Annotated in this window: 17 protein-coding genes; 9 read left to right on the top strand and 8 right to left on the bottom strand. The window is 68.8% G+C overall.

What is annotated here, in order from left to right; genetic code table 11:
- The 4 genes from J8N05_RS04985 to J8N05_RS04970 all read right to left on the bottom strand — a co-directional run bounded on the left by J8N05_RS04985 (window position 1) and on the right by J8N05_RS04970 (window position 4,216).
- Complete coding sequence (locus J8N05_RS04985) at window positions 1–1,560, bottom strand: SCO6880 family protein (RefSeq protein ID WP_210881260.1); 1,560 nt, start codon at window positions 1,558–1,560, stop codon at window positions 1–3.
- On the bottom strand, window positions 1,557–2,882 hold the full coding sequence (locus J8N05_RS04980) for a hypothetical protein (protein ID WP_210881259.1): 1,326 nt from the start codon (window positions 2,880–2,882) through the stop codon (window positions 1,557–1,559). Before J8N05_RS04980 ends, J8N05_RS04985 begins: the two co-directional genes overlap by 4 nt.
- Complete coding sequence (locus J8N05_RS04975; RefSeq protein ID WP_210881258.1) at window positions 2,872–3,714, bottom strand: hypothetical protein; 843 nt, start codon at window positions 3,712–3,714, stop codon at window positions 2,872–2,874. The genes J8N05_RS04980 and J8N05_RS04975 overlap by 11 nt, the downstream gene beginning before the upstream one ends.
- A gap of 193 nt (window positions 3,715–3,907) precedes the next feature.
- On the bottom strand, window positions 3,908–4,216 hold the full coding sequence (locus tag J8N05_RS04970; RefSeq protein WP_107015212.1) for a hypothetical protein: 309 nt from the start codon (window positions 4,214–4,216) through the stop codon (window positions 3,908–3,910).
- 522 nt (window positions 4,217–4,738) lie between these two features.
- On the opposite strand from J8N05_RS04970, the gene J8N05_RS04965 reads away from it, so the two are divergent.
- The 3 genes from J8N05_RS04965 (at window position 4,739) to J8N05_RS04955 (ending at window position 6,315) form a co-directional block, all read left to right on the top strand.
- Window positions 4,739–5,116, top strand: coding sequence for an ArsR/SmtB family transcription factor (locus tag J8N05_RS04965; RefSeq protein ID WP_210881257.1), 378 nt, complete (start codon window positions 4,739–4,741; stop codon window positions 5,114–5,116).
- Between the two features lie 83 nt (window positions 5,117–5,199).
- On the top strand, window positions 5,200–5,838 hold the full coding sequence (locus J8N05_RS04960) for an SRPBCC family protein (RefSeq protein ID WP_210881256.1): 639 nt from the start codon (window positions 5,200–5,202) through the stop codon (window positions 5,836–5,838).
- Window positions 5,839–5,916: 78 nt separating this feature from the next.
- Window positions 5,917–6,315, top strand: coding sequence for a DoxX family protein (locus J8N05_RS04955; RefSeq protein ID WP_210881255.1), 399 nt, complete (start codon window positions 5,917–5,919; stop codon window positions 6,313–6,315).
- A gap of 17 nt (window positions 6,316–6,332) precedes the next feature.
- Here J8N05_RS04955 and J8N05_RS04950 read toward each other — a convergent pair whose 3' ends face one another.
- Window positions 6,333–6,623: a DUF397 domain-containing protein gene (locus tag J8N05_RS04950; RefSeq protein ID WP_210881254.1), complete on the bottom strand. Its 291-nt coding sequence runs from the start codon at window positions 6,621–6,623 to the stop codon at window positions 6,333–6,335.
- A 154-nt stretch (window positions 6,624–6,777) separates the two neighbouring features.
- Between J8N05_RS04950 and J8N05_RS04945 the strand changes: the two genes are divergently transcribed.
- Window positions 6,778–7,779 (top strand): C40 family peptidase, encoded by a 1,002-nt coding sequence (locus J8N05_RS04945; RefSeq protein ID WP_210890022.1) that lies wholly within the window; start codon window positions 6,778–6,780, stop codon window positions 7,777–7,779.
- A 182-nt stretch (window positions 7,780–7,961) separates the two neighbouring features.
- On the top strand, window positions 7,962–8,663 hold the full coding sequence (locus tag J8N05_RS04940) for a phosphatase PAP2 family protein (RefSeq protein ID WP_210881253.1): 702 nt from the start codon (window positions 7,962–7,964) through the stop codon (window positions 8,661–8,663).
- Between the two features lie 356 nt (window positions 8,664–9,019).
- On the opposite strand, the gene J8N05_RS04935 is transcribed toward J8N05_RS04940, so the two are convergent.
- Window positions 9,020–10,603: an FAD-binding oxidoreductase gene (locus tag J8N05_RS04935; RefSeq protein WP_210881252.1), complete on the bottom strand. Its 1,584-nt coding sequence runs from the start codon at window positions 10,601–10,603 to the stop codon at window positions 9,020–9,022.
- Between the two features lie 526 nt (window positions 10,604–11,129).
- Here J8N05_RS04935 and pstS point away from each other — a divergent pair.
- The 4 genes from pstS (at window position 11,130) to pstB (ending at window position 15,256) form a co-directional block, all read left to right on the top strand.
- The gene (pstS, locus tag J8N05_RS04930) at window positions 11,130–12,257 is read left to right on the top strand and encodes a phosphate ABC transporter substrate-binding protein PstS (RefSeq protein ID WP_210881251.1); all 1,128 of its coding nucleotides are present in this window, start codon (window positions 11,130–11,132) and stop codon (window positions 12,255–12,257) included.
- A 106-nt stretch (window positions 12,258–12,363) separates the two neighbouring features.
- Complete coding sequence (gene pstC, locus J8N05_RS04925; RefSeq protein ID WP_210881250.1) at window positions 12,364–13,371, top strand: phosphate ABC transporter permease subunit PstC; 1,008 nt, start codon at window positions 12,364–12,366, stop codon at window positions 13,369–13,371.
- On the top strand, window positions 13,368–14,429 hold the full coding sequence (gene pstA / locus J8N05_RS04920) for a phosphate ABC transporter permease PstA (protein WP_210881249.1): 1,062 nt from the start codon (window positions 13,368–13,370) through the stop codon (window positions 14,427–14,429). Before pstC ends, pstA begins: the two co-directional genes overlap by 4 nt.
- A gap of 50 nt (window positions 14,430–14,479) precedes the next feature.
- Complete coding sequence (pstB, locus tag J8N05_RS04915) at window positions 14,480–15,256, top strand: phosphate ABC transporter ATP-binding protein PstB (RefSeq protein WP_210881248.1); 777 nt, start codon at window positions 14,480–14,482, stop codon at window positions 15,254–15,256.
- A gap of 491 nt (window positions 15,257–15,747) precedes the next feature.
- Here pstB and J8N05_RS04910 read toward each other — a convergent pair whose 3' ends face one another.
- Both J8N05_RS04910 and J8N05_RS04905 read right to left on the bottom strand, forming a co-directional pair.
- Complete coding sequence (locus tag J8N05_RS04910; RefSeq protein WP_210881247.1) at window positions 15,748–16,746, bottom strand: inorganic phosphate transporter; 999 nt, start codon at window positions 16,744–16,746, stop codon at window positions 15,748–15,750.
- Between the two features lie 7 nt (window positions 16,747–16,753).
- Window positions 16,754–17,374, bottom strand: coding sequence for a DUF47 domain-containing protein (locus tag J8N05_RS04905; RefSeq protein ID WP_107015224.1), 621 nt, complete (start codon window positions 17,372–17,374; stop codon window positions 16,754–16,756).
- Between the last annotated feature and the right edge of the window lie 170 nt (window positions 17,375–17,544).

Below are 17,544 nucleotides of genomic sequence, written 5' to 3'. Positions count from 1 at the left end.
CTACCTCCGGATGCCGGTCGCGAACGGGAGTGTGTTGACGAAGGCGCGGTGGTGCTCGCGGTCGCACCATTCGAGCTTCAGGTACGACTTCCCGGCGGAGGCCCTTATCGTCCGCTTGTCGCGGGCGAGCGCCTCGGGGTTGCGGGACGAGACGGTGATGTATCCGACGAGGTTGACGCCGGCGGCGCCGCTCGCGAGGTCCTGGCCGCGCTGGTCGACACGGTTGTGCGAGGCGACGTCGCGCGGGTCGACGGTGCGGTTCATCTTGGCCTGGCGGCTGGCCTCGGCGTCGTCGTTCGTCTTCTCGGTCAGCATCCGCTCGATGGCGACCTCGGTGGGTTCGAGGTCCATCGTGACGGCGACCGTGCGGATGACGTCCGGGGTGTGGACGAGCAGCGGGGCGAGGAAGTTGACGCCCACCGGGGTCATCGGCCACTCCTTCACCCAGGCCGTGGAGTGGCACCAGGGGGCGCGGGTGGAGGACTCGCGGGTCTTGGCCTGGAGGTAGGTCGGCTCCATGGCGTCCAGCTCGGCCGGCCAGGCGTTGCGCTTGGTCATGGCCTGGATGTGGTCGATGGGGTGGTCCGGGTCGTACATCGAATGCACGAGGGAGGAGAGCCGTCCCTGTCCGAGCGGCTGGCGCACCCGGATGTCGGCCTCCTGGAGGCGGGAGCAGATGTCGGTGAGCTCGCGGGCCATGACGACGGCGAGCCCGGCGTCCTTGTCGAGCTTCTTGCCGCCCTTGGGGCGGGCGGCGCGGGCCATCGCGTGGCCCTCGGCGGCCAGTTCGCGGGAGTAGTGCATGCAGGCGACGAGGTAGGCGCGGTGCTGTTCGCTGCTGGTCGACACCATGGACGAGAGCTGCTCGTACGACTCCTGCAGCCAGCCGGGGGCGCGGTCGTCGCCGCGTACGGAGACGTCCTTGGCGTGGGCGTCCGGGTCGGCGGGGAGGGTGCGGGCGAGCATCTGGATGCGGGTGACGAAGCCGTCTCCGTTGGCGACGTGCTTGAGGAGGGTGCCGAAGCGGTCGACGAGGGCTTCCTGGTCCTCGCTGTCGCGCAGGCCGACGCCGGGGCCCTCGATCTCGATGGCGGCGGTGACGGTCTTGCGGTCGGCGTGCAGGAGGACGGCGATCTCGTCCGGGCCGAAGGGTGCCGCGAGCCAGGAGATGCGTCCGATGCCCGGCGGCGGGCCGATCTCGACCTCGCGGCCGTCGGTGCGGGTGCCCGACTCCATGACGTCGCTGCGGTAGGCGGTGCCGCGGCGCAGGCCGCGCTTGTAACTGCGGTTGATCTCGAACCACTTGTAGAAGGTCCGCCGCTTGTACGGGACGTAGACCGCGGCCAGCGCGAGCATCGGGAAGCCCATGAGCAGCACGATGCGCAGGGAGAGCACGGGGACGACCAGGCCGCACATCATGCCGAGGAACGCGCCCGCGATGATGAGCCCGATCTCGCCGGACTCGCGGTTGCGGCCGACGATCGCGCTCGGCCGGGCGCGGCCGATCAGATATGTACGGCGGGGCGTGACCGGATGGGACACGTGGGACTCGGTCGTCAACGCCCTTCACCTCCCGTGCGGTTGTTGCTGCTGTTGCCGTTGCTGTTGTTCCGGTTGTTCCCGGCGTGGGGGGTGTTGATCGGGCTGGAGCGGGGCGGGGGTGCGGAGGGGACCGATCCGCCGCCACCGCCCGAGCCGCGTGAGCTGTGGGCCGCGACGCCGCCGGAGACCGGGTTCGAGGGGCGGGCGCCGCTGTTGCCGCCGCCGTTGTTGTCGGCCCGGGTGCTGTGGGTCTTGATGCCCTGGGCGACGAGGTGGGCGGGCGAGCTGATGGCGGCCGCGGCCTTGCCCTCGGCGCCCTGCATGATGCGGTTGTTGCGGCCGCCCGCGATCTCGTCGCCGAAGCCGGGGACGAAGCGGTAGATCATCGCGCTGGCGAAGATGGCGAGCAGGATGATCGCGAGGCCGGAGACGACGGCGGAGAAGGAGTCCGGGCCGTCCTCCGCGGAGAGGGCTCCCGCGAGGCCCAGCACGATCACGATGACCGGTTTGACGAGGATGACGGCGATCATGATGCCGGCCCAGCGGCGGACGTGGCCCCAGAGGTTCTTGTCGACGAGGCCGGCGTAGACGACCGTGCCGAGGAGCGCGCCCACGTAGAGGAGGGCGGCGCGGATCACCAGTTCGAGCCAGAGGACGCCGGCGGCGAGGATCGACACGAGGGAGACCACGATCAGCATGATCGGGCCGCCGCCGATGTCGGTGCCCTTGTTCAGGGCGCCGGAGAAGTTGCCGAAGAACGTGTCGGTCTGGTTGCCGGTCGTCTTGGCGAGGACCTCGGCGATGCCGTCGGTCGCCGAGACGACGGTGTAGAGGATGAGCGGGGTGAAGGCCGAGGCCAGCACCGTCAGCCAGAGGAAGCCGATGGCTTCGCCGATGGCCGTGCCGAGGGGGACGCCCCGCACGGCGCGCTTGGCGACCGCGAGCAGCCACAGGAGGAGGGTGAGGATGGTCGACGCGGCGAAGACGACCGCGTACTGCTGGAGGAACGTGGCGTTCGTGAAGTCGACCGTCGCCGTGTTCTGGACGGCCTCGCTGAGCTTGTCGATGGTCCAGGAGGCGGCCTTCGCGCAGCCCTTGGCGAGGGAGGCGAGGGGGTCTAGGGCGGTGGTGGGGTCGTCCAGGGAGGGGCCGGTGCGGTTGTTGCTGCCGCGTTCGCAGTAGTCCCTGGCGGGACCCGCGATCAGTGAGCAGGGATCCTCCGAGGCGGTCGGCGTAGGCGTCGGAGCCGCATGGGCCTGCGAAGCCAGCAGCATCACTGCGGTCTGTACGGCTGCTACGACGCCGGTGAGCTTGAGCGCGCGCTGCGGGCTACCGGGCATACGTGAACCCTCCGAACTCATCGACCGCCTTGCCGATCTCGTCGGACCCGGAGACGGGGTTGTCGCCATTGACGGGGGTCGGGCCGGTCTTCTGGCTGGTCTCCAAGACCTTCCAGTCGTCACTGGCCCAGTTCAACTTCAAGGTCACGGTGAACCACCCGTTGGTCACGGGTTTGGTGGACGTGTCCCCGGTGAGCCCGAAGAGGCTGTTGCACCAGACTTCGACGGTGGCCGCGTCGGCGCTGCTGGATGTGACTTTGGTGCCCACCGGCAGCGTGCGGTTGACGAAGGTGCTGCCGGCGGGCGCGCCGCCGTCATCGTCGAGGCCGATTTTCTTGAGGAAGGCCGCCGAGTAGTCCGCGTCGAATCCGGACTGGAGTTGGTCCAGCGCGCTGGGGTCGGCGATCGTCTGCACGATCTCGTGCCGCTTGGCGGTGTTGAACATGCCGTCGGAGCCGAGTGCCACGGTGTAGTTGGCCGCCGCGCTCTGCGCCCCCTGGTCGTCCTGGGCGTAGCCGGTCGGGATTCCGGCGGCCTTCGACTTCACCGGCCGCTCGCCCGTGGCCGACGTGGGCGCCGCCCCCGCCTTCCCCCCGCCCCCGCCGTCCTCCGAGCCGGAATCGCCGCCGCCGCGGTTCGCGAAGGCGATGGCTGCGATCAGGAGGACCACGACTCCCACCACCGTGACGAGGCTGCGCGACGACGAGCGGTTGCCCCGTCGTGGCCCTCCGTAGACGTCACCGGCACTGTCGGGGAGCCGCGTGCGTGTCTGGCCGGTACCTCCGTACCCACCGTCCTCGCCGCGCGCTCCGTGCTCGTCACCGAGACTCATGCCGCGTACGCCCCCTCGACCTCATGCTGAACCGCGTCATACGACGGTAGCCCCGCTGGTTCCCGCGTGGGCGCGGTGTGGTGACTGGACATCAGGAAACGCAACCTCAGCCGGTGGGCACGACGGACGGGTGGGGTAGAGGAGGGGTGCGATGGGTCCGGCCGGGGTGCGGGGGCACCGGGCCGGCGGCCGCCTAGACGGCCATGCCGTACACGATCGTGAAGAGCGTGCCCAGTGAACCGATGATGAAGACGCCGGTGAGACCCGCGATGATCAGACCCTTGCCCTGTTCCGCGCTGAAGGTGTCGCGGAGGGCGGTCGCGCCGATACGTTGTTTCGCCGCTCCCCAGATCGCGATGCCGAGGCACAGGAGGATGGCGACCGCCATCACGACCTCGATCATCACGCGGGCTTCGTTGCCCAGGGTGCCGAACGGGCCCCAGTCCGGAGCGATTCCGCCGATGATCGTGTTGATGTCGCCCTTTTCGGCTGCGAAAAGCATGTAAGTCACCGCCCCTAGTGGGTTGTTCTGCCTCCTCTGCCACTCTGCGCAGAGGTCACGGCTATTGTCGCTGACAATGATGCTGTCGCATGTCGACTTGGCGTCATTGATTGGCGGGTTTCGTACGAATCCCTTGTCACCGGAGCTCGCGGGACCCCTCAGGGGGGCGCAGGACGGTATGCGGGGAGGCGTATCGTCACTCTGTGTATCACGGCAGGTCACGCCGGGCAATGAAGTAGATGCGGAACCTGTGGTGTGGTTCCGTCGTTAGCCACTCTTACGCGAATGCCAACTGATAGTGGCCGATTCCGCCCGTCCATCGAGCCCGACTCCGTCCCGAGTGCGCCGGTCCGTCGTGCCGATGTTCTTCGGGTCGTGCGTCTCCTGGTGTGTAGACGCCGCCCGTTTTGTTGTGGGGCAGGCTATCCCGGACGGGGTGGCGGGGTGCGCCGGGGTAGGAGCGTCGACCGCCGTTTTTCATCATCACGCGCTTATATAAGTGTGCAGTGATACGTTGGTGCCGTGCACGCATTCGACGTACTCGGCGACCCCGTTCGCCGACGGATCCTGGAGCTGCTCGCGGACGGCGAGATGAGCTCCGGGGCGGTGAGCGAGGTCGTGAGGGAGGAGTTCGGGATATCCCAGCCCGGCGTCTCGCAGCACCTCAAGGTCCTGCGGGAGAACGGCTTCGCCACGGTCCGGCCGGAGGGGGCCCGGCGGCTGTACGCCGTGAACTCCGACCCCCTGCGCGACATCGACGCCTGGCTGGACCGCTTCCGGCGCTTCTGGACGCCCCACCTCGACGCCCTGGCCACCGAGGTGGCCCGGGGTAAGCGCGAACGCCGGCTCCGCGAGCGGCCCGGCGACGACGGCCCCGGCGGCGGCGTCCCTTCGCGCTGACGGACCCCGAGACGAGCCCCGAGGCAGACCCCGGGGCGGACTCAGTGACGGACCAAGTGACGGACCAAGTGAAGGAGCAGCGCATGATCGACGTCAGCCATCAGATCAACGCCGTGCGGCGCCAGGTCGGCAGCCGGGTCATCGAGGCCGGCGAGGCCCACGTGGTGACCGTGAGTCAGACGTACGACACGACCGTCGAGGACCTCTGGGAGGCCTGTACCGATCCCGAGCGCATCCCGCGCTGGTTCCTGCCCGTCACCGGCGAGCTGCGCCCCGGCGGCACGTACCAGCTGGAGGGCAACGCCGGCGGCACCGTCGAGCGCTGCGATCCGCCGAAGGGCTTCACCGCGACCTGGGAGTTCGGCGGGAACGTCAGCTGGATCGAGCTGCGGCTGACCCCCGCGGCGGACGGCGGTACGCGCTTCGAGCTGGACCACATCGCCCCCGACGACGACGAGAAGTGGCAGCAGTTCGGGCCCGGGGCCGTCGGTGTCGGCTGGGACATGGCCCTCATCGGGCTCACCCTCCATCTGGCCTCCGGCGCGGCCGTCGATCCCCAGGAGGCCATGGCCTGGTTCGGGACCGAGGAGGGGCTGCGGTTCGCCCGGCTGAGCAGCGAGGGATGGTACGAGGCCGCCGTCGCCGGCGGTGAGGCCGCGGAGGTCGCCCGGGGGAGGGCGGACCGGACGACCGCGGCGTACACGGGGGCGGAGCCCTCCTGACACCCAGCAACTTACTTTCGAGTAACCTCGCACGGCAGCCGCTGCCACAGCCCTTCGTGGGCTCTCGGAGGAGGAACCGTGCCAAGGTCGGAACGCTCGCCCCTGTTGCTCGCAGGCCTGTTGGCCTCCGCCGCCGTCGCCCACTTCGCGGCGCCCCGGCAGTTCGACGCGACCATTCCGCGCGTGCTGCCGGGTTCGCCGCGGACCTGGACGTACGCGAGCGGGGTCGTGGAGCTGGCGCTGGCGGCCGGGGTCGCGGTGCCGCGTACGCGGCGGGTGGCGGCGCTGGCCACCACCGCGTTCTTCGTCGGGGTGTTCCCCGCGAACGTCCAGATGGCCGTGGACTGGCGTCACCGGCCGGCGCCCCAGAAGGCCGCGGCGCTGGCCCGGCTGCCGCTCCAGGTGCCGCTGGTGCTGTGGGCGCGGGGTGTGGCGAGGGATGTGGCGAAGGGTGGTTCGGCGGGGTCGGCCGCCTAGAGCCGAAGTCTGACCGCCTAGGGCTGACCGCCTGCGGGTGCCTCGGCTCCCGCGGATCCCTCGGCTCCCGCGGATCCCTCGAACCCTTCCACGCCCTCCACGAAGTGGTCGAACTCGCCTGCCTGTACGCCGAGTACGAAGGCGTCCCACTTCTTCCGGGTGGTCGTGACGACCGTCTCGGGGTCGCTGGTCTCGCGGATGTAGACGAGTTCGTCGTCGCCGAAGGCCAGCTCGATCCAGGGGCCGGGCCCGGTCGCCTCCGGCGGGGCGGCGCGTTCCCAGGTGAGGTTCGTGGGGATGTCAGACATGGGCTGGGCTCTCTTCGAGTACGGGGGCGAGGGCGGCGAAGGCCTGCGACGGCAACCGTATCGCCGTGCCCGAGGTGGCGAGTGATCATTCCGCGGTGGGCTTTCCGCATCTACACTGACGTTCGGATTACCGTGCGGCGAGGGGCGGTTGACGGTGCGTAAGGGCTGGATCGTGGCGACCGCCGCCGTGGGGGCGGGGCTCAGCTTCGTCATGGTGCTGGTCGTCGGCGTCTACATGGTCGCCGGGAACCTCGCCAACGGCGTCGGGCAGGGGGCCGTCGGCCTCGCCAAGGGGTCCGTGCCGGCGGCGTACCGGACGCTCGTGCAGAAGTGGGGCAATCTGTGCACCGCCATTAATCCGGCACTTCTCGCCGCGCAGCTGTATCAGGAGAGCGGGTTCAATCCCGACGCCAAGAGCCCGGCCGCCGCGCAGGGGATAGCGCAATTCATCCCCGGGACGTGGGCCACGCACGGAATCGACGGCGACGGTGACGGCGACCGCGACGTATGGGATCCGAATGACGCGATTCCATCGGCCGCGAAGTACGACTGCACGCTCGCGAAGTACGTCAAGGACGCGCCCGGGAACCCGACGGAGAACATGCTCGCCGCGTACAACGCGGGGGCGTACGCCGTCATCAAATACGGGGGCGTTCCGCCGTACAAGGAAACCCAGAACTACGTGAAGACGATCACGACGCTGCAGGAGAGCTTCGCCGCTCCCGTCGGTCGTGTACAGCCCTCCCAGCAGGCCGCCGGCGCCATCTACTTCGCGCAGAAGAAGCTCGGCACGCTCTATCTCTGGGGCGGCAACGGCACCCCTGAGCAGGGAGGACGCTTCGACTGCTCGGGGTTGACCAAGGCCGCGTACGAGACGGTGGGGATCACTCTGCCGCGGGTCGCCAACGACCAGTACAACGCCGGTCCGCACCCCGGGCGGGACGAGCTGCTGCCCGGGGACCTGGTCTTCTTCTCGGACGACCTCACCAACTCCCGGGCCATCCGGCACGTGGGTATCTACGTCGGCGGCGGGTACATGATCAACGCCCCTCGGACGGGTGCCGTGATCCGCTTCGACGCCATCGACACGCCTGACTACTTCGGGGCGACGCGGGTGACCGAAGATGGCGCGAAAGCATTGCCCACCTCTGTGTGAAACCCACCCCTGAGCTGCGGCGATGTATCTCTCTTCGATAACGTCTGCGTGATCATTCGGTGGAGGGTGGAACGTATTGAAGGGGAGTGTGCGTTCCTGTTCTTGTAGCCGACGACGGGGGTTGTGGCGCGACGCATCCGGTGGGTGCGTCGGAAAGATGACGACGAAGGAGCCGTTGCACCATGGCTGGACTCGCCGACTCCGGATCGAACCCCGACGTCGACTTGCTCTACGACATCAATGGTCTCGCCAAAGACGCGCCGCACTGGTTCGACCGCGTCATGGAGTTCGTGGGCGAGTGGGGGCTCCTGCTCGTCATGGTTCTGCTGGTGCTGTGGTGCTGGTGGAACGTGCGGCGGCGGGGTGGGGACGAGGCCGCGGCCTCTGTCGCCTCGCTGATCTGGGCGCCGCTGGCCGCCGGGGTCGCCGTACTCGTGAATGTGCCGATACGGGGATTCGTCGAACGGCCCCGGCCCTTCGTGGACCACGAAGGGCTTGAAGTCCTCATCGGCGGCAAGAGCGATTATTCGTTCGTGAGCGATCACTCGACTCTCATGATGGCCATGGGGGTCGGGCTGTTCGTCGCGAATCGGAAGTTCGGGCTTGTCGGGATAGGGCTTGCGCTGCTCGGTGGGTTCTGCCGGGTGTATATGGGCGTGCACTATCCGACCGACGTGGTCGGGGGGTTCGCGCTCGGGACCGCTGTCGTTCTGCTGCTTTCGCCGCTTGCCACCGCTTTGTTGACGCCTGTGGTCAAGGCGGTTGAGCGGTCCGGGCGGGTGGGGTGGTTGGTTCGGGCGGATCGCTCCGCCGGGGCGCGGGAGAAAGTGATTCCTGGGTCTCGTAGTGATGTTGATCCTGCGGAGAAGGATCTTGCGGCGTAGGTAGTGTCCCTGTGGGGGATGTTGGGTGCGCTGTTTGGTGCGGGTGCGTTGTGGCTGGTCGCGCCGTTCCCCGCGCTCCTGAAGACGAAAGATTGCGCCGTTCCCCGCGCCCCTGGGGTGGATCGGTCGTGGGTTCCTGCGGGTCCGGTGGGGGCTGGTCGCGCAGTTCCCCGCGCCCCTAAAGGCAAAAGACTGCGCAGTTGCCCGCGCCCCTAAAGGCAAAAGACTGCGCAGTTGCCCGCGCCCCTAAAGGCAAAAGACTGCGCAGTTCCCCGCGCCCCTGAAGACGAAAGACTGCGCTGTTCCCCCGCCCCCGAAAGCGAAAGACTGCGCCGTTCCCCGCGCCCCCTCAGGGGCTATAGCGACTGTGGGAACGTGAAGAAGTTTTTGGGGTCGTACTGGGATTTCAGGGATTTTAGGTGGGGGGCCGCTTGGCCGTAGTAGGCCTTTCGCCAGTTCGGCAGGGTGGGGTCCGTGTAGTTCTGGTACGCCGCGCCCGAGGCGTGCGGGCGCATCGCCGTGTGGGTGGCCGTCAGCCAGGACTCCGACGCGCTGCCGGAGGTGCCGGGGCGCCACGCCGCGATGTACTGGGCCAGCAGGCGCGAGCGGCGGTGGACGAACGCCGTGGCCGTGGGGTCGACGCGGTTGATCGCGCCGCCGAGCGCGGTGAACGCGATGCTGCCCGTGCCGCCTCGGACCCCGGATATTCGCGAGAGCAGGGTCTGGATGCCTGCCGCCGAGATCGAGCGGTCGAAGAAGTCCGAGCGGGCCGCGTACGTCTCGCGGCCCAGCGCGCCCTCGGTGGAGCGGCCCGGTGTCCCGCCGGGGAGATGGCACTGGGCGTCGGAGGAGAAGGACGAGCAGCCCGCGTACACCTCCATCGCCTCCTCGTAGGAACGGCGCCTGAGCGAGACGCTCCGCGCGGAGGCGCCGATGCGGTCGGCGAGGCGGTCCACCGCGTTCTGCAGGTCGCCGTACGTGCCGAGGGAGAACGCCGAGACGGAGATGGTCGGGGTGCCGCCGACCGCGTTCTCGACGTGGAGCGACGACCAGATCTCGTCCGGCTGGTCGGGGCCCCACTCCTGCCAGGCCGCCAGGACCGCCGCCGCCCTCGACCACGGCCAGGACATGTTCGCCGCCACGCCCTGCGGGGCCGGGTGGGTCTTGAAGCGGAGTTCCGTGACGACGCCGAAGTTCCCGTTGCCCGCGCCGCGCAGTGCCCAGAACAGGTCCTTGTTCTCGGTCGCGCTCGCGGTGAGCCGCTTGCCGTCCGCCGTGATCAGGGTCGCCCCCGTGAGGCTGTCGCACGTCAGGCCGTACGCCCTCGACACCACCCCGTGGCCGCCGCCCAGCGCCAGACCGGAGACGCCCACCGTCGGGCACGAGCCGGCCGGGATCGTCACGCCCTTCGCGGCGAGTCCGCGGTAGACGTCGATGAGTTTGGCGCCCGCGCCGATCACCGCCTCGTCGCCGGACGCGCGTATCCGGGACAGTTTCGACACGTCGACGATCAGCCGGCCGTTCCCGGAGGACCAACCGGCGTACGAATGGCCGCCGTTGCGGATCGAGACGCGGACGTCGTGGGCGCGGGCGTACGCGAGGGCCGTACGGATGTCGTCGGGGCCGGCCACGTACGCGACCGCCGTCGGCTTCAGGGAGTCGAAGCGGGTGTTGTAGAGCTGGCGGGCCGCCGCCCAGTCCGCGTCGCCGGGGCGGACCAGGGGGCCGTCGAGGTCCGCGGCCAGTGCCCGCAGGTCGGCGGCCGGGCTGACCGCAGGGCTGCTCCGGGCCGTCGTGGTCGCTCCGGTGCCCTTGGCCGGTGTGCCGGACGTGCGCGCCGAGCCTGCCGCCCGTGACCCCGATCCCTTGCCGCTGCATGCCGCCGACGCCGCTGTCACCGCGACCGCCGCCGTGCCGCCTATGAACGTACGCCGCTGCATGTGCGCCTCCCGTTGCTCCCGTTGAACGAGACGGGTCAACCGCCCGGCGGGTTCCACCGGCGGCGACCGGCAATCCCATGAGTGGGCAACATGAGCGGGCAAACGTGGGTGGGCAAACGTGGGTGGGCAAACGTGGGTGGGCAAACGTGGGTGGGCAAACGTGGGTGGGCAAACGTGGGTGGGCAAACGTGGGTGGGCAAACGTGGGTGGGCAAAGGGGCGGCGGCGGGTTCCGGCCAGGAGGGGGCGGCGCGGTGGGGCGGGCGCGTGAGCGAAGGCGGGGCTTCCGGTAGTCGGAACCCTTGCGTGTTCTCCCCGTAAGCGTTCCGTGACCTCACCGCACTGACGGCAGGGGTTCACCCTCCGTTCACTCACGGCCATCGGCGGCTTCACCTGTTCTGCCTAATTTCGGCCTTACCCGGCGCGTGGTGCGGACAGAAGCGAGCACCTGTGCCGGTCGATGAACCAGCAGGCCCCATGACATCGCACGCCGCCGCAACGGCGGCTTCTGGAAGGAACTCACGAAAGTGAAGCTTCAGCGCAAGAACCGGCTTCGCGCCCTTTCCCTCGGTGCTGTCGCCGTCTCCGGCGCCCTTGCGCTGACGGCGTGCGGCTCGGACGACACCGGCAGCAGCAGTGACGGCGGCAGCACGGCGGCGGCCAACAGCTCCATCAAGTGTGACGACGCCAAGGGCCAGCTGCTGGCCAACGGCTCCTCCGCGCAGAAGAACGCGATCGACGCGTGGGTCAAGCAGTTCGTGACCGCCTGCAAGGACGTCCAGATCAACTACAAGTCCGAGGGTTCGGGCGCCGGTGTCACGGCGTTCACCCAGGGCCAGGTCGCCTTCGCCGGCTCCGACTCCGCGCTGAAGCCCGAAGAGGTCACCGCCTCCAAGGAGGTCTGCAAGGACGGCCAGGGCATCGACCTGCCGATGGTCGGCGGCCCGATCGCGGTCGGCTACAACGTCCCGGGTGCCGAGGGCCTCGTCCTCGACGCGGAGACCCTCGCGAAGATCTTCGACAGCAAGATCACCAACTGGAACGACGCGGCGATCAAGAAGCTGAACCCCGACGCGAAGCTGCCCGACCTCAAGATCCAGGCGTTCCACCGCTCGGACGAGTCCGGCACCACGGACAACTTCACCAAGTACCTGATCGCGGCCGCGCCCGACCAGTGGAAGTACGAGGGCGGCAAGGCCTGGCAGGCCAAGGGCGGCCAGTCCGCGTCCGGCTCCTCCGGTGTCGCCCAGCAGGTCAAGCAGACCTCCGGCGCCATCAGCTACATGGAGCTGTCGTACGCCAAGGACGGCATCGCCGCGGCCAAGCTGGACACGGGCGCCAGCGCACCCGTCGAGGCCACCGTCGAGAACGCCACCACGGCCATCGCGGACGCCAAGATCGTCGGCACCGGCAAGGACCTCGCGCTCGAACTGAACCGCGCGACCAAGGCCGACAACGCCTACCCGATCACCCTGGTCACGTACGAGATCGTCTGCGACAAGGGCAACAAGGCCGACACCCTGGCCGCCACGAAGGCGTTCCTCACCTACATCGCCAGCGAGGACGGCCAGAAGATCCTGGCCGAGAACGACTACGCCCCGATCCCCGAAGAGATCATCGCCAAGGTCCGTACGACCGTCGCGAGCCTGAGCTGACCCGAGCGCGCGGCCCGGCCCCGACCAGGGGCCGGACCGCGCGCCGTCCGGTGCACCGCCGCCTGGGGCCACACACGGTGTGGGGCCCCGCAGACCGGAGAACCCCATGGATATATCCACCAAGAACGACGCAGCGCCTCCCCCCGTCTCCCCACCCTCCGAGGCCGAGCAGAAGCGCGCGGCCCGCGGGGTCACCCGGCCCGGCGACCGAGTCTTCCTCGGCCTGTCCCGCGGGTCGGGCATCTTCCTGCTCGTGATCATGGCCGCCATCGCGGCGTTCCTCACGTACCGCTCCGTGATCGCGATCAGCAAGGACGAGAGCAACTTCCTCACGACCTTCGAGTGGAACCCGACCGCCGTACCGCCGAGCTTCGGCATCGCGGTCCTGGTCTACGGCACGGTCGTCTCGTCGATCATCGCGATGGTCATCGCGGTCCCGATCGCGGTCGGCATCGCCCTGTTCATCACGCACTACGCGCCGCGCAGGCTCGGCGGCCCCCTCTCCTACGTGATCGACCTGCTCGCCGCGGTGCCGTCCATCGTGTACGGCCTGTGGGGCGCCCTCGTCCTCGCACCGCACCTGGGCGGCCTCTACGGCTGGCTGGACGACTACTTCGGCTGGACCGGCATCCTCGACTGGCAGGGCGGCGCACCGCGCTCGCTGTTCACCGTGGGCATCCTGCTCGCGATCATGATCCTGCCGATCATCACCAGCGTGAGCCGCGAGGTCTTCCGGCAGGCTCCGCAGATGCACCAGGAAGCCGCACTGGCCCTCGGCGCCACGCGCTGGGAGGTCATCCGCATGTCGGTGCTGCCCTTCGGCCGCTCCGGTGTCATCTCCGCCTCGATGCTCGGCCTCGGGCGCGCGCTCGGCGAGACGATGGCCGTGGCCACGGTCCTGTCCCCGAGCTTCGAGATCAACGCAAGCCTGCTCGACCCGGGCGGCGGCACCTTCGCCCAGAACATCGCCAGCAAGTTCAGCGAGGCCAGCGAGATGGGCCGTGACGCGCTCATCGCCTCCGGCCTGGTGCTGTTCGTCATCACCCTGCTGGTCAACGGCGGAGCCCGCATGATCATCGCCCGCCGCGCGGAGTACTCGGGGGCCAACGCATGAGCCAGACAGTGAACGACAGGCGTCCCAGCTCCCTCCAGGGCGCGACCCTGCCCAAGTGGAGCCCGTACGCCATCGCCGGCGGTTCGATCGCGCTGGGCCTCGGCATCAGCGCCGCGGCCGGACTCGACAGCAGCGTCCAGTGGGGCCTGATGGCCGCGATCTTCTTCGTGGCCGGGTCGTACGGCATCGCCGCGAAGGTCGAGGGCCGCAGGCAGGCCAAGGACCGGGTGGCGACCAGCCTCGTGTGGGTCGCGTTCCTGCTCGCCGTGGTCCCGCTGGTCTCGCTCATCTGGGAGACCGTCAAGCGCGGTGTGAAGGTCCTCGACGTCTACTTCCTCACCCACTCGATGGGTCTGGTGACCGACACCGAGCCCGGCGGCGGCATCTACCACGCGATCCTCGGCACCCTTGAGCAGGTCGGCATCGCCACGGTCATCTCCGTGCCGATCGGCATCCTGACCGCGATCTACCTCGTGGAGTACGGGCGCGGCAGGCTCGCCAAGGCCGTCACGTTCTTCGTCGACGTCATGACGGGCATCCCGTCGATCGTCGCGGGTCTGTTCGTCCTCAGCTTCTGGATCATCATCCTGGACATGGGCTACTCCGGGTTCGCCGGCGCGATGGCCCTGACCATCCTGATGCTGCCGGTGATCGTCCGCTCCACCGAGGAGATGCTCAAGCTCGTCCCGAACGAGCTGCGCGAGGCCTCGCTGGCGCTGGGCGTGCCGAAGTGGCGCACCATCACCAAGGTGGTGCTGCCCACCTCCATCGGCGGCATCACGACCGGTGTGATGCTCGCGGTCGCCCGCATCACGGGCGAGACCGCGCCGGTGCTGCTGCTGGTGTGGGGTTCGACCTTCATCAACACGGACCCCTTCGACGGTCCGCAGGCCTCGCTCCCCATGTACATCTACCAGCAGTACGCGAACAGCGGCGGCTCCGGTGCCGCGTACGACCGGGCCTGGGCGGCGGCGCTCACCCTGATCGCGTTCGTGATGATCCTCAACCTGGCGGCTCGCGGCATCGCCCGCTGGAAGGCCCCCAAGACCGGTCGCTGACGCGGCCACACAGCGACCAGTTTTCCCCCTCGAAAGAAGCAGTGATCCCCATGGCCAAGCGAATCGACGTCAGCGGCCTCAGCGCCTACTACAGCTCGTTCCGAGCCATCGAGGACATCTCGATGGCCATCGAACCCCGATCGGTGACGGCCTTCATCGGCCCCTCCGGCTGCGGCAAGTCCACCTTCCTGCGCACCCTCAACCGGATGCACGAGGTGACGCCGGGCGGCCGCGTCGAGGGCAAGGTCATGCTCGACGACGAGAACCTGTACGGCGCCGGGATCGACCCGGTGTCGGTGCGGCGCGAGGTCGGCATGGTCTTCCAGCGTCCGAACCCCTTCCCCACCATGTCGGTCTTCGACAACGTGGCGGCGGGGCTGCGGCTCAACGGCAGCTACAAGAAGTCCGAGCTGGGCGACATCGTGGAGAAGTCGCTCAAGGGCGCGAACCTCTGGAACGAGGTCAAGGACCGGCTCAACAAGCCGGGGTCCGGGCTTTCCGGTGGTCAGCAGCAGCGGCTGTGCATCGCGCGGGCGATCGCCGTCGAGCCGAAGGTGCTGCTCATGGACGAGCCGTGCTCGGCGCTCGACCCGATCTCGACGCTGGCCATCGAGGACCTGATCGGTGAGCTGAAGGAGCGCTTCACGATCGTCATCGTGACGCACAACATGCAGCAGGCGGCGCGGGTCTCCGACCGGACGGCGTTCTTCAACCTGGCCGCGGTCGGGCAGCCCGGGAAGCTCATCGAGATCGACGACACCGAGCGGATCTTCTCGAACCCGTCCGTGCAGGCCACCGAGGACTACATCTCGGGGCGTTTCGGCTGAGCCCGTCCGTGGCGTAGACCCCTCGCGGTGCTGCATGGCGGTGCCACCGCGGGGACCGATAGGGCCCGCTTCCCGGCGCTTGCGCCGGGGGGCGGGCCCGTTGGCTTGCCCGGTCCTCGGGGGCCGGCCCCCGAACCCCCGCTCCGGCCGACGAACGGGGGGTTCGTCCGCGGGTTCGGTGGGGGTTGGTCGCGCAGTTCCTCGCGCCCCTGGGAGGCGGGCTGCTGTGGCCCGGGCCCTTGTCCTCAGGCGCCGGACGGGCTGGAGGGTTTTTGGCTGCGGGTGCGGTGGGGGTTGGCCGCGCCGTTCCCCGCGCCCCTGAAAAGCGGGGCTGCGCCCCGGCTTTTCGGCACGGCCGTAACCCTTCAGCCCGTCCGCAGTCCTTCAGCCCGTCCGGCGTTTGAGGACGAGCGCGTAGCGCGATGCGGGGGTCTGGGGGCGGAGCCCCCAGGGATGGGACGGGTAGGGGCGGCGGGGGCGGGAAACCGGGGTTACAGGAACGCCGCGTTCACGAGCCAGAAGCTCGTGGCCGCGACCAGCGCCGCCGCCGGCATCGTGATGAACCAGCCCAGGATGATGTTCTTGGCGACACCCCAGCGCACCGCGTTCACCCGCTTCGTCGCCCCCACACCCATGATCGCCGACGTGATGACATGAGTCGTCGAGATCGGCGCGTGGAAGATGAACGCCGTGGTGAACATCAGCGAGGCGCCGGTCGTCTCCGCCGCGAACCCCTGAGGGGGATCCAGCTCGATGATCTTCCGCCCGAGCGTACGCATGATGCGCCACCCACCGGCGTACGTACCCAGCGACAGCATCACCGCGCACGCGATCTTGACCCAGACCGGAATCGGGTCGCCCGCCTCCTCGACGTCCGAGATGACCAGGGCCATCACCACGATGCCCATCGTCTTCTGGGCGTCCTGGAGGCCGTGGCCCAGCGCCATACCGGCCGCCGACACGGTCTGCGCGATACGGAAACCGCGCTTCGCCTTGTGCGGGTTGGAGCGGCGGAAGAGCCACATGATCGCGCACATCACCAGATAGCCGGCGACCAGGCCGACGACCGGGGAGACGAACATCGGGATGACGACCTTCTCCAGGACGCCGGACCAGATGACATCGATGCCGCCGGCGAGCGCCGCGCCCACCATGCCGCCGAACAGCGCGTGCGAGGAGGAGGACGGCAGGCCGAAGTACCAGGTGACGAGGTTCCACACGATCGCGCCCACCAGCGCGGCGAACAGGATCCACATGCCCCTGTTGCCGTGCGGTGTCTCGATCAGGCCCTCGCTGACGGTCTTGGCGACCCCGCTGCCCATGAAGGCGCCGGCGAGGTTCATCACGGCGGCCATCGCGAGTGCCGCACGCGGTGTCAGCGCGCGCGTGGAAACGGAGGTGGCGATGGCGTTCGCGGAGTCGTGGAAGCCGTTGGTGTAGGTGAATCCGAGCGCGACACCGATGGTCACGATCAAGGCGAAGGTGTCCATGAAGGGGTCAGGACTCCTTGACCGCGATGGTCTCCACCGTGTTGGCCACGTGCTCGAACGCGTCGGCGGCCTCTTCGAGGACGTCCACGATCTGCTTGAGCTTCAGCACCTCGATGGCCTCGTACTTGCCGTTGAAGAGCATGGCCAGCAGCTTGCGGTGGATCTGGTCGGCCTGGTTCTCCAGACGGTTGACCTCGATCCAGTACTCGGTGAGGTTGTCCATCGTGCGCAGGTTCGGCATGGCCTCGGCGGTCAGCTCCGCCGCCCGGGCCAGTACCTCGATCTGCTGCTCGACGCCCTTGGGCAGTTCCTCCACGTTGTAGAGGACGACCAGGTCGACGGCCTCCTCCATGAAGTCCATGATGTCGTCGAGGGACGAGGCGAGGTTGTAGATGTCCTCGCGGTCGAACGGCGTGATGAAGGAGGAGTTCAGCTGGTGGAAGATCGCGTGCGTCGCGTCGTCACCGGCGTGTTCCGCGGCCCGCATACGCTCTGCGATCTCGGCCCGGCCGGACGAGTCCGCCCCGAGCAGTTCCATCAGGAGCTTGGAGCCCGTGACGATGTTGTCCGCGGAAGCGGCAAACATGTCGTAGAAGCTCGTCTCCCTGGGGGTCAGACGAAATCGCACGTGGGGTCCTCGGATTGCTTCGGTGTCGGTCAGGCTGATGCTAGGCGCATCATCCGGCCACGGCTAACCGGCCGCCCCCCAGTGTCGCCCATCGGGCACAGTGATCAGCACGGGGTCCCGCGAGGGCGTCTGCCAAGGGCCCTATACCCAGCAAAGTTCGTTACGATATA

It is taken from the genome of Streptomyces liliiviolaceus, assembly GCF_018070025.1.
Taxonomy (GTDB): domain Bacteria; phylum Actinomycetota; class Actinomycetes; order Streptomycetales; family Streptomycetaceae; genus Streptomyces; species Streptomyces liliiviolaceus.
Note: the sequence above shows the minus strand (reverse complement) of the source record. Positions and strands in the feature narration are given on the sequence as shown.

What these genes read in the sequence shown, in the direction of transcription:
- J8N05_RS04980 (WP_210881259.1), bottom strand. Translation starts at nt 2,882, where the DNA reads ATGCCCGGTAGCCCGCAGCGCGCGCTCAAGCTCACCGGCGTCGTAGCA.
- J8N05_RS04975 (WP_210881258.1), bottom strand. Translation starts at nt 3,714, where the DNA reads ATGAGTCTCGGTGACGAGCACGGAGCGCGCGGCGAGGACGGTGGGTAC.
- J8N05_RS04970 (WP_107015212.1), bottom strand. Translation starts at nt 4,216, where the DNA reads ATGCTTTTCGCAGCCGAAAAGGGCGACATCAACACGATCATCGGCGGA.
- J8N05_RS04960 (WP_210881256.1), top strand. Translation starts at nt 5,200, where the DNA reads ATGATCGACGTCAGCCATCAGATCAACGCCGTGCGGCGCCAGGTCGGC.
- J8N05_RS04950 (WP_210881254.1), bottom strand. Translation starts at nt 6,623, where the DNA reads ATGTCTGACATCCCCACGAACCTCACCTGGGAACGCGCCGCCCCGCCG.
- J8N05_RS04940 (WP_210881253.1), top strand. Translation starts at nt 7,962, where the DNA reads ATGGCTGGACTCGCCGACTCCGGATCGAACCCCGACGTCGACTTGCTC.
- J8N05_RS04935 (WP_210881252.1), bottom strand. Translation starts at nt 10,603, where the DNA reads ATGCAGCGGCGTACGTTCATAGGCGGCACGGCGGCGGTCGCGGTGACA.
- pstC (WP_210881250.1), top strand. Translation starts at nt 12,364, where the DNA reads ATGGATATATCCACCAAGAACGACGCAGCGCCTCCCCCCGTCTCCCCA.
- pstA (WP_210881249.1), top strand. Translation starts at nt 13,368, where the DNA reads ATGAGCCAGACAGTGAACGACAGGCGTCCCAGCTCCCTCCAGGGCGCG.
- pstB (WP_210881248.1), top strand. Translation starts at nt 14,480, where the DNA reads ATGGCCAAGCGAATCGACGTCAGCGGCCTCAGCGCCTACTACAGCTCG.
- J8N05_RS04910 (WP_210881247.1), bottom strand. Translation starts at nt 16,746, where the DNA reads ATGGACACCTTCGCCTTGATCGTGACCATCGGTGTCGCGCTCGGATTC.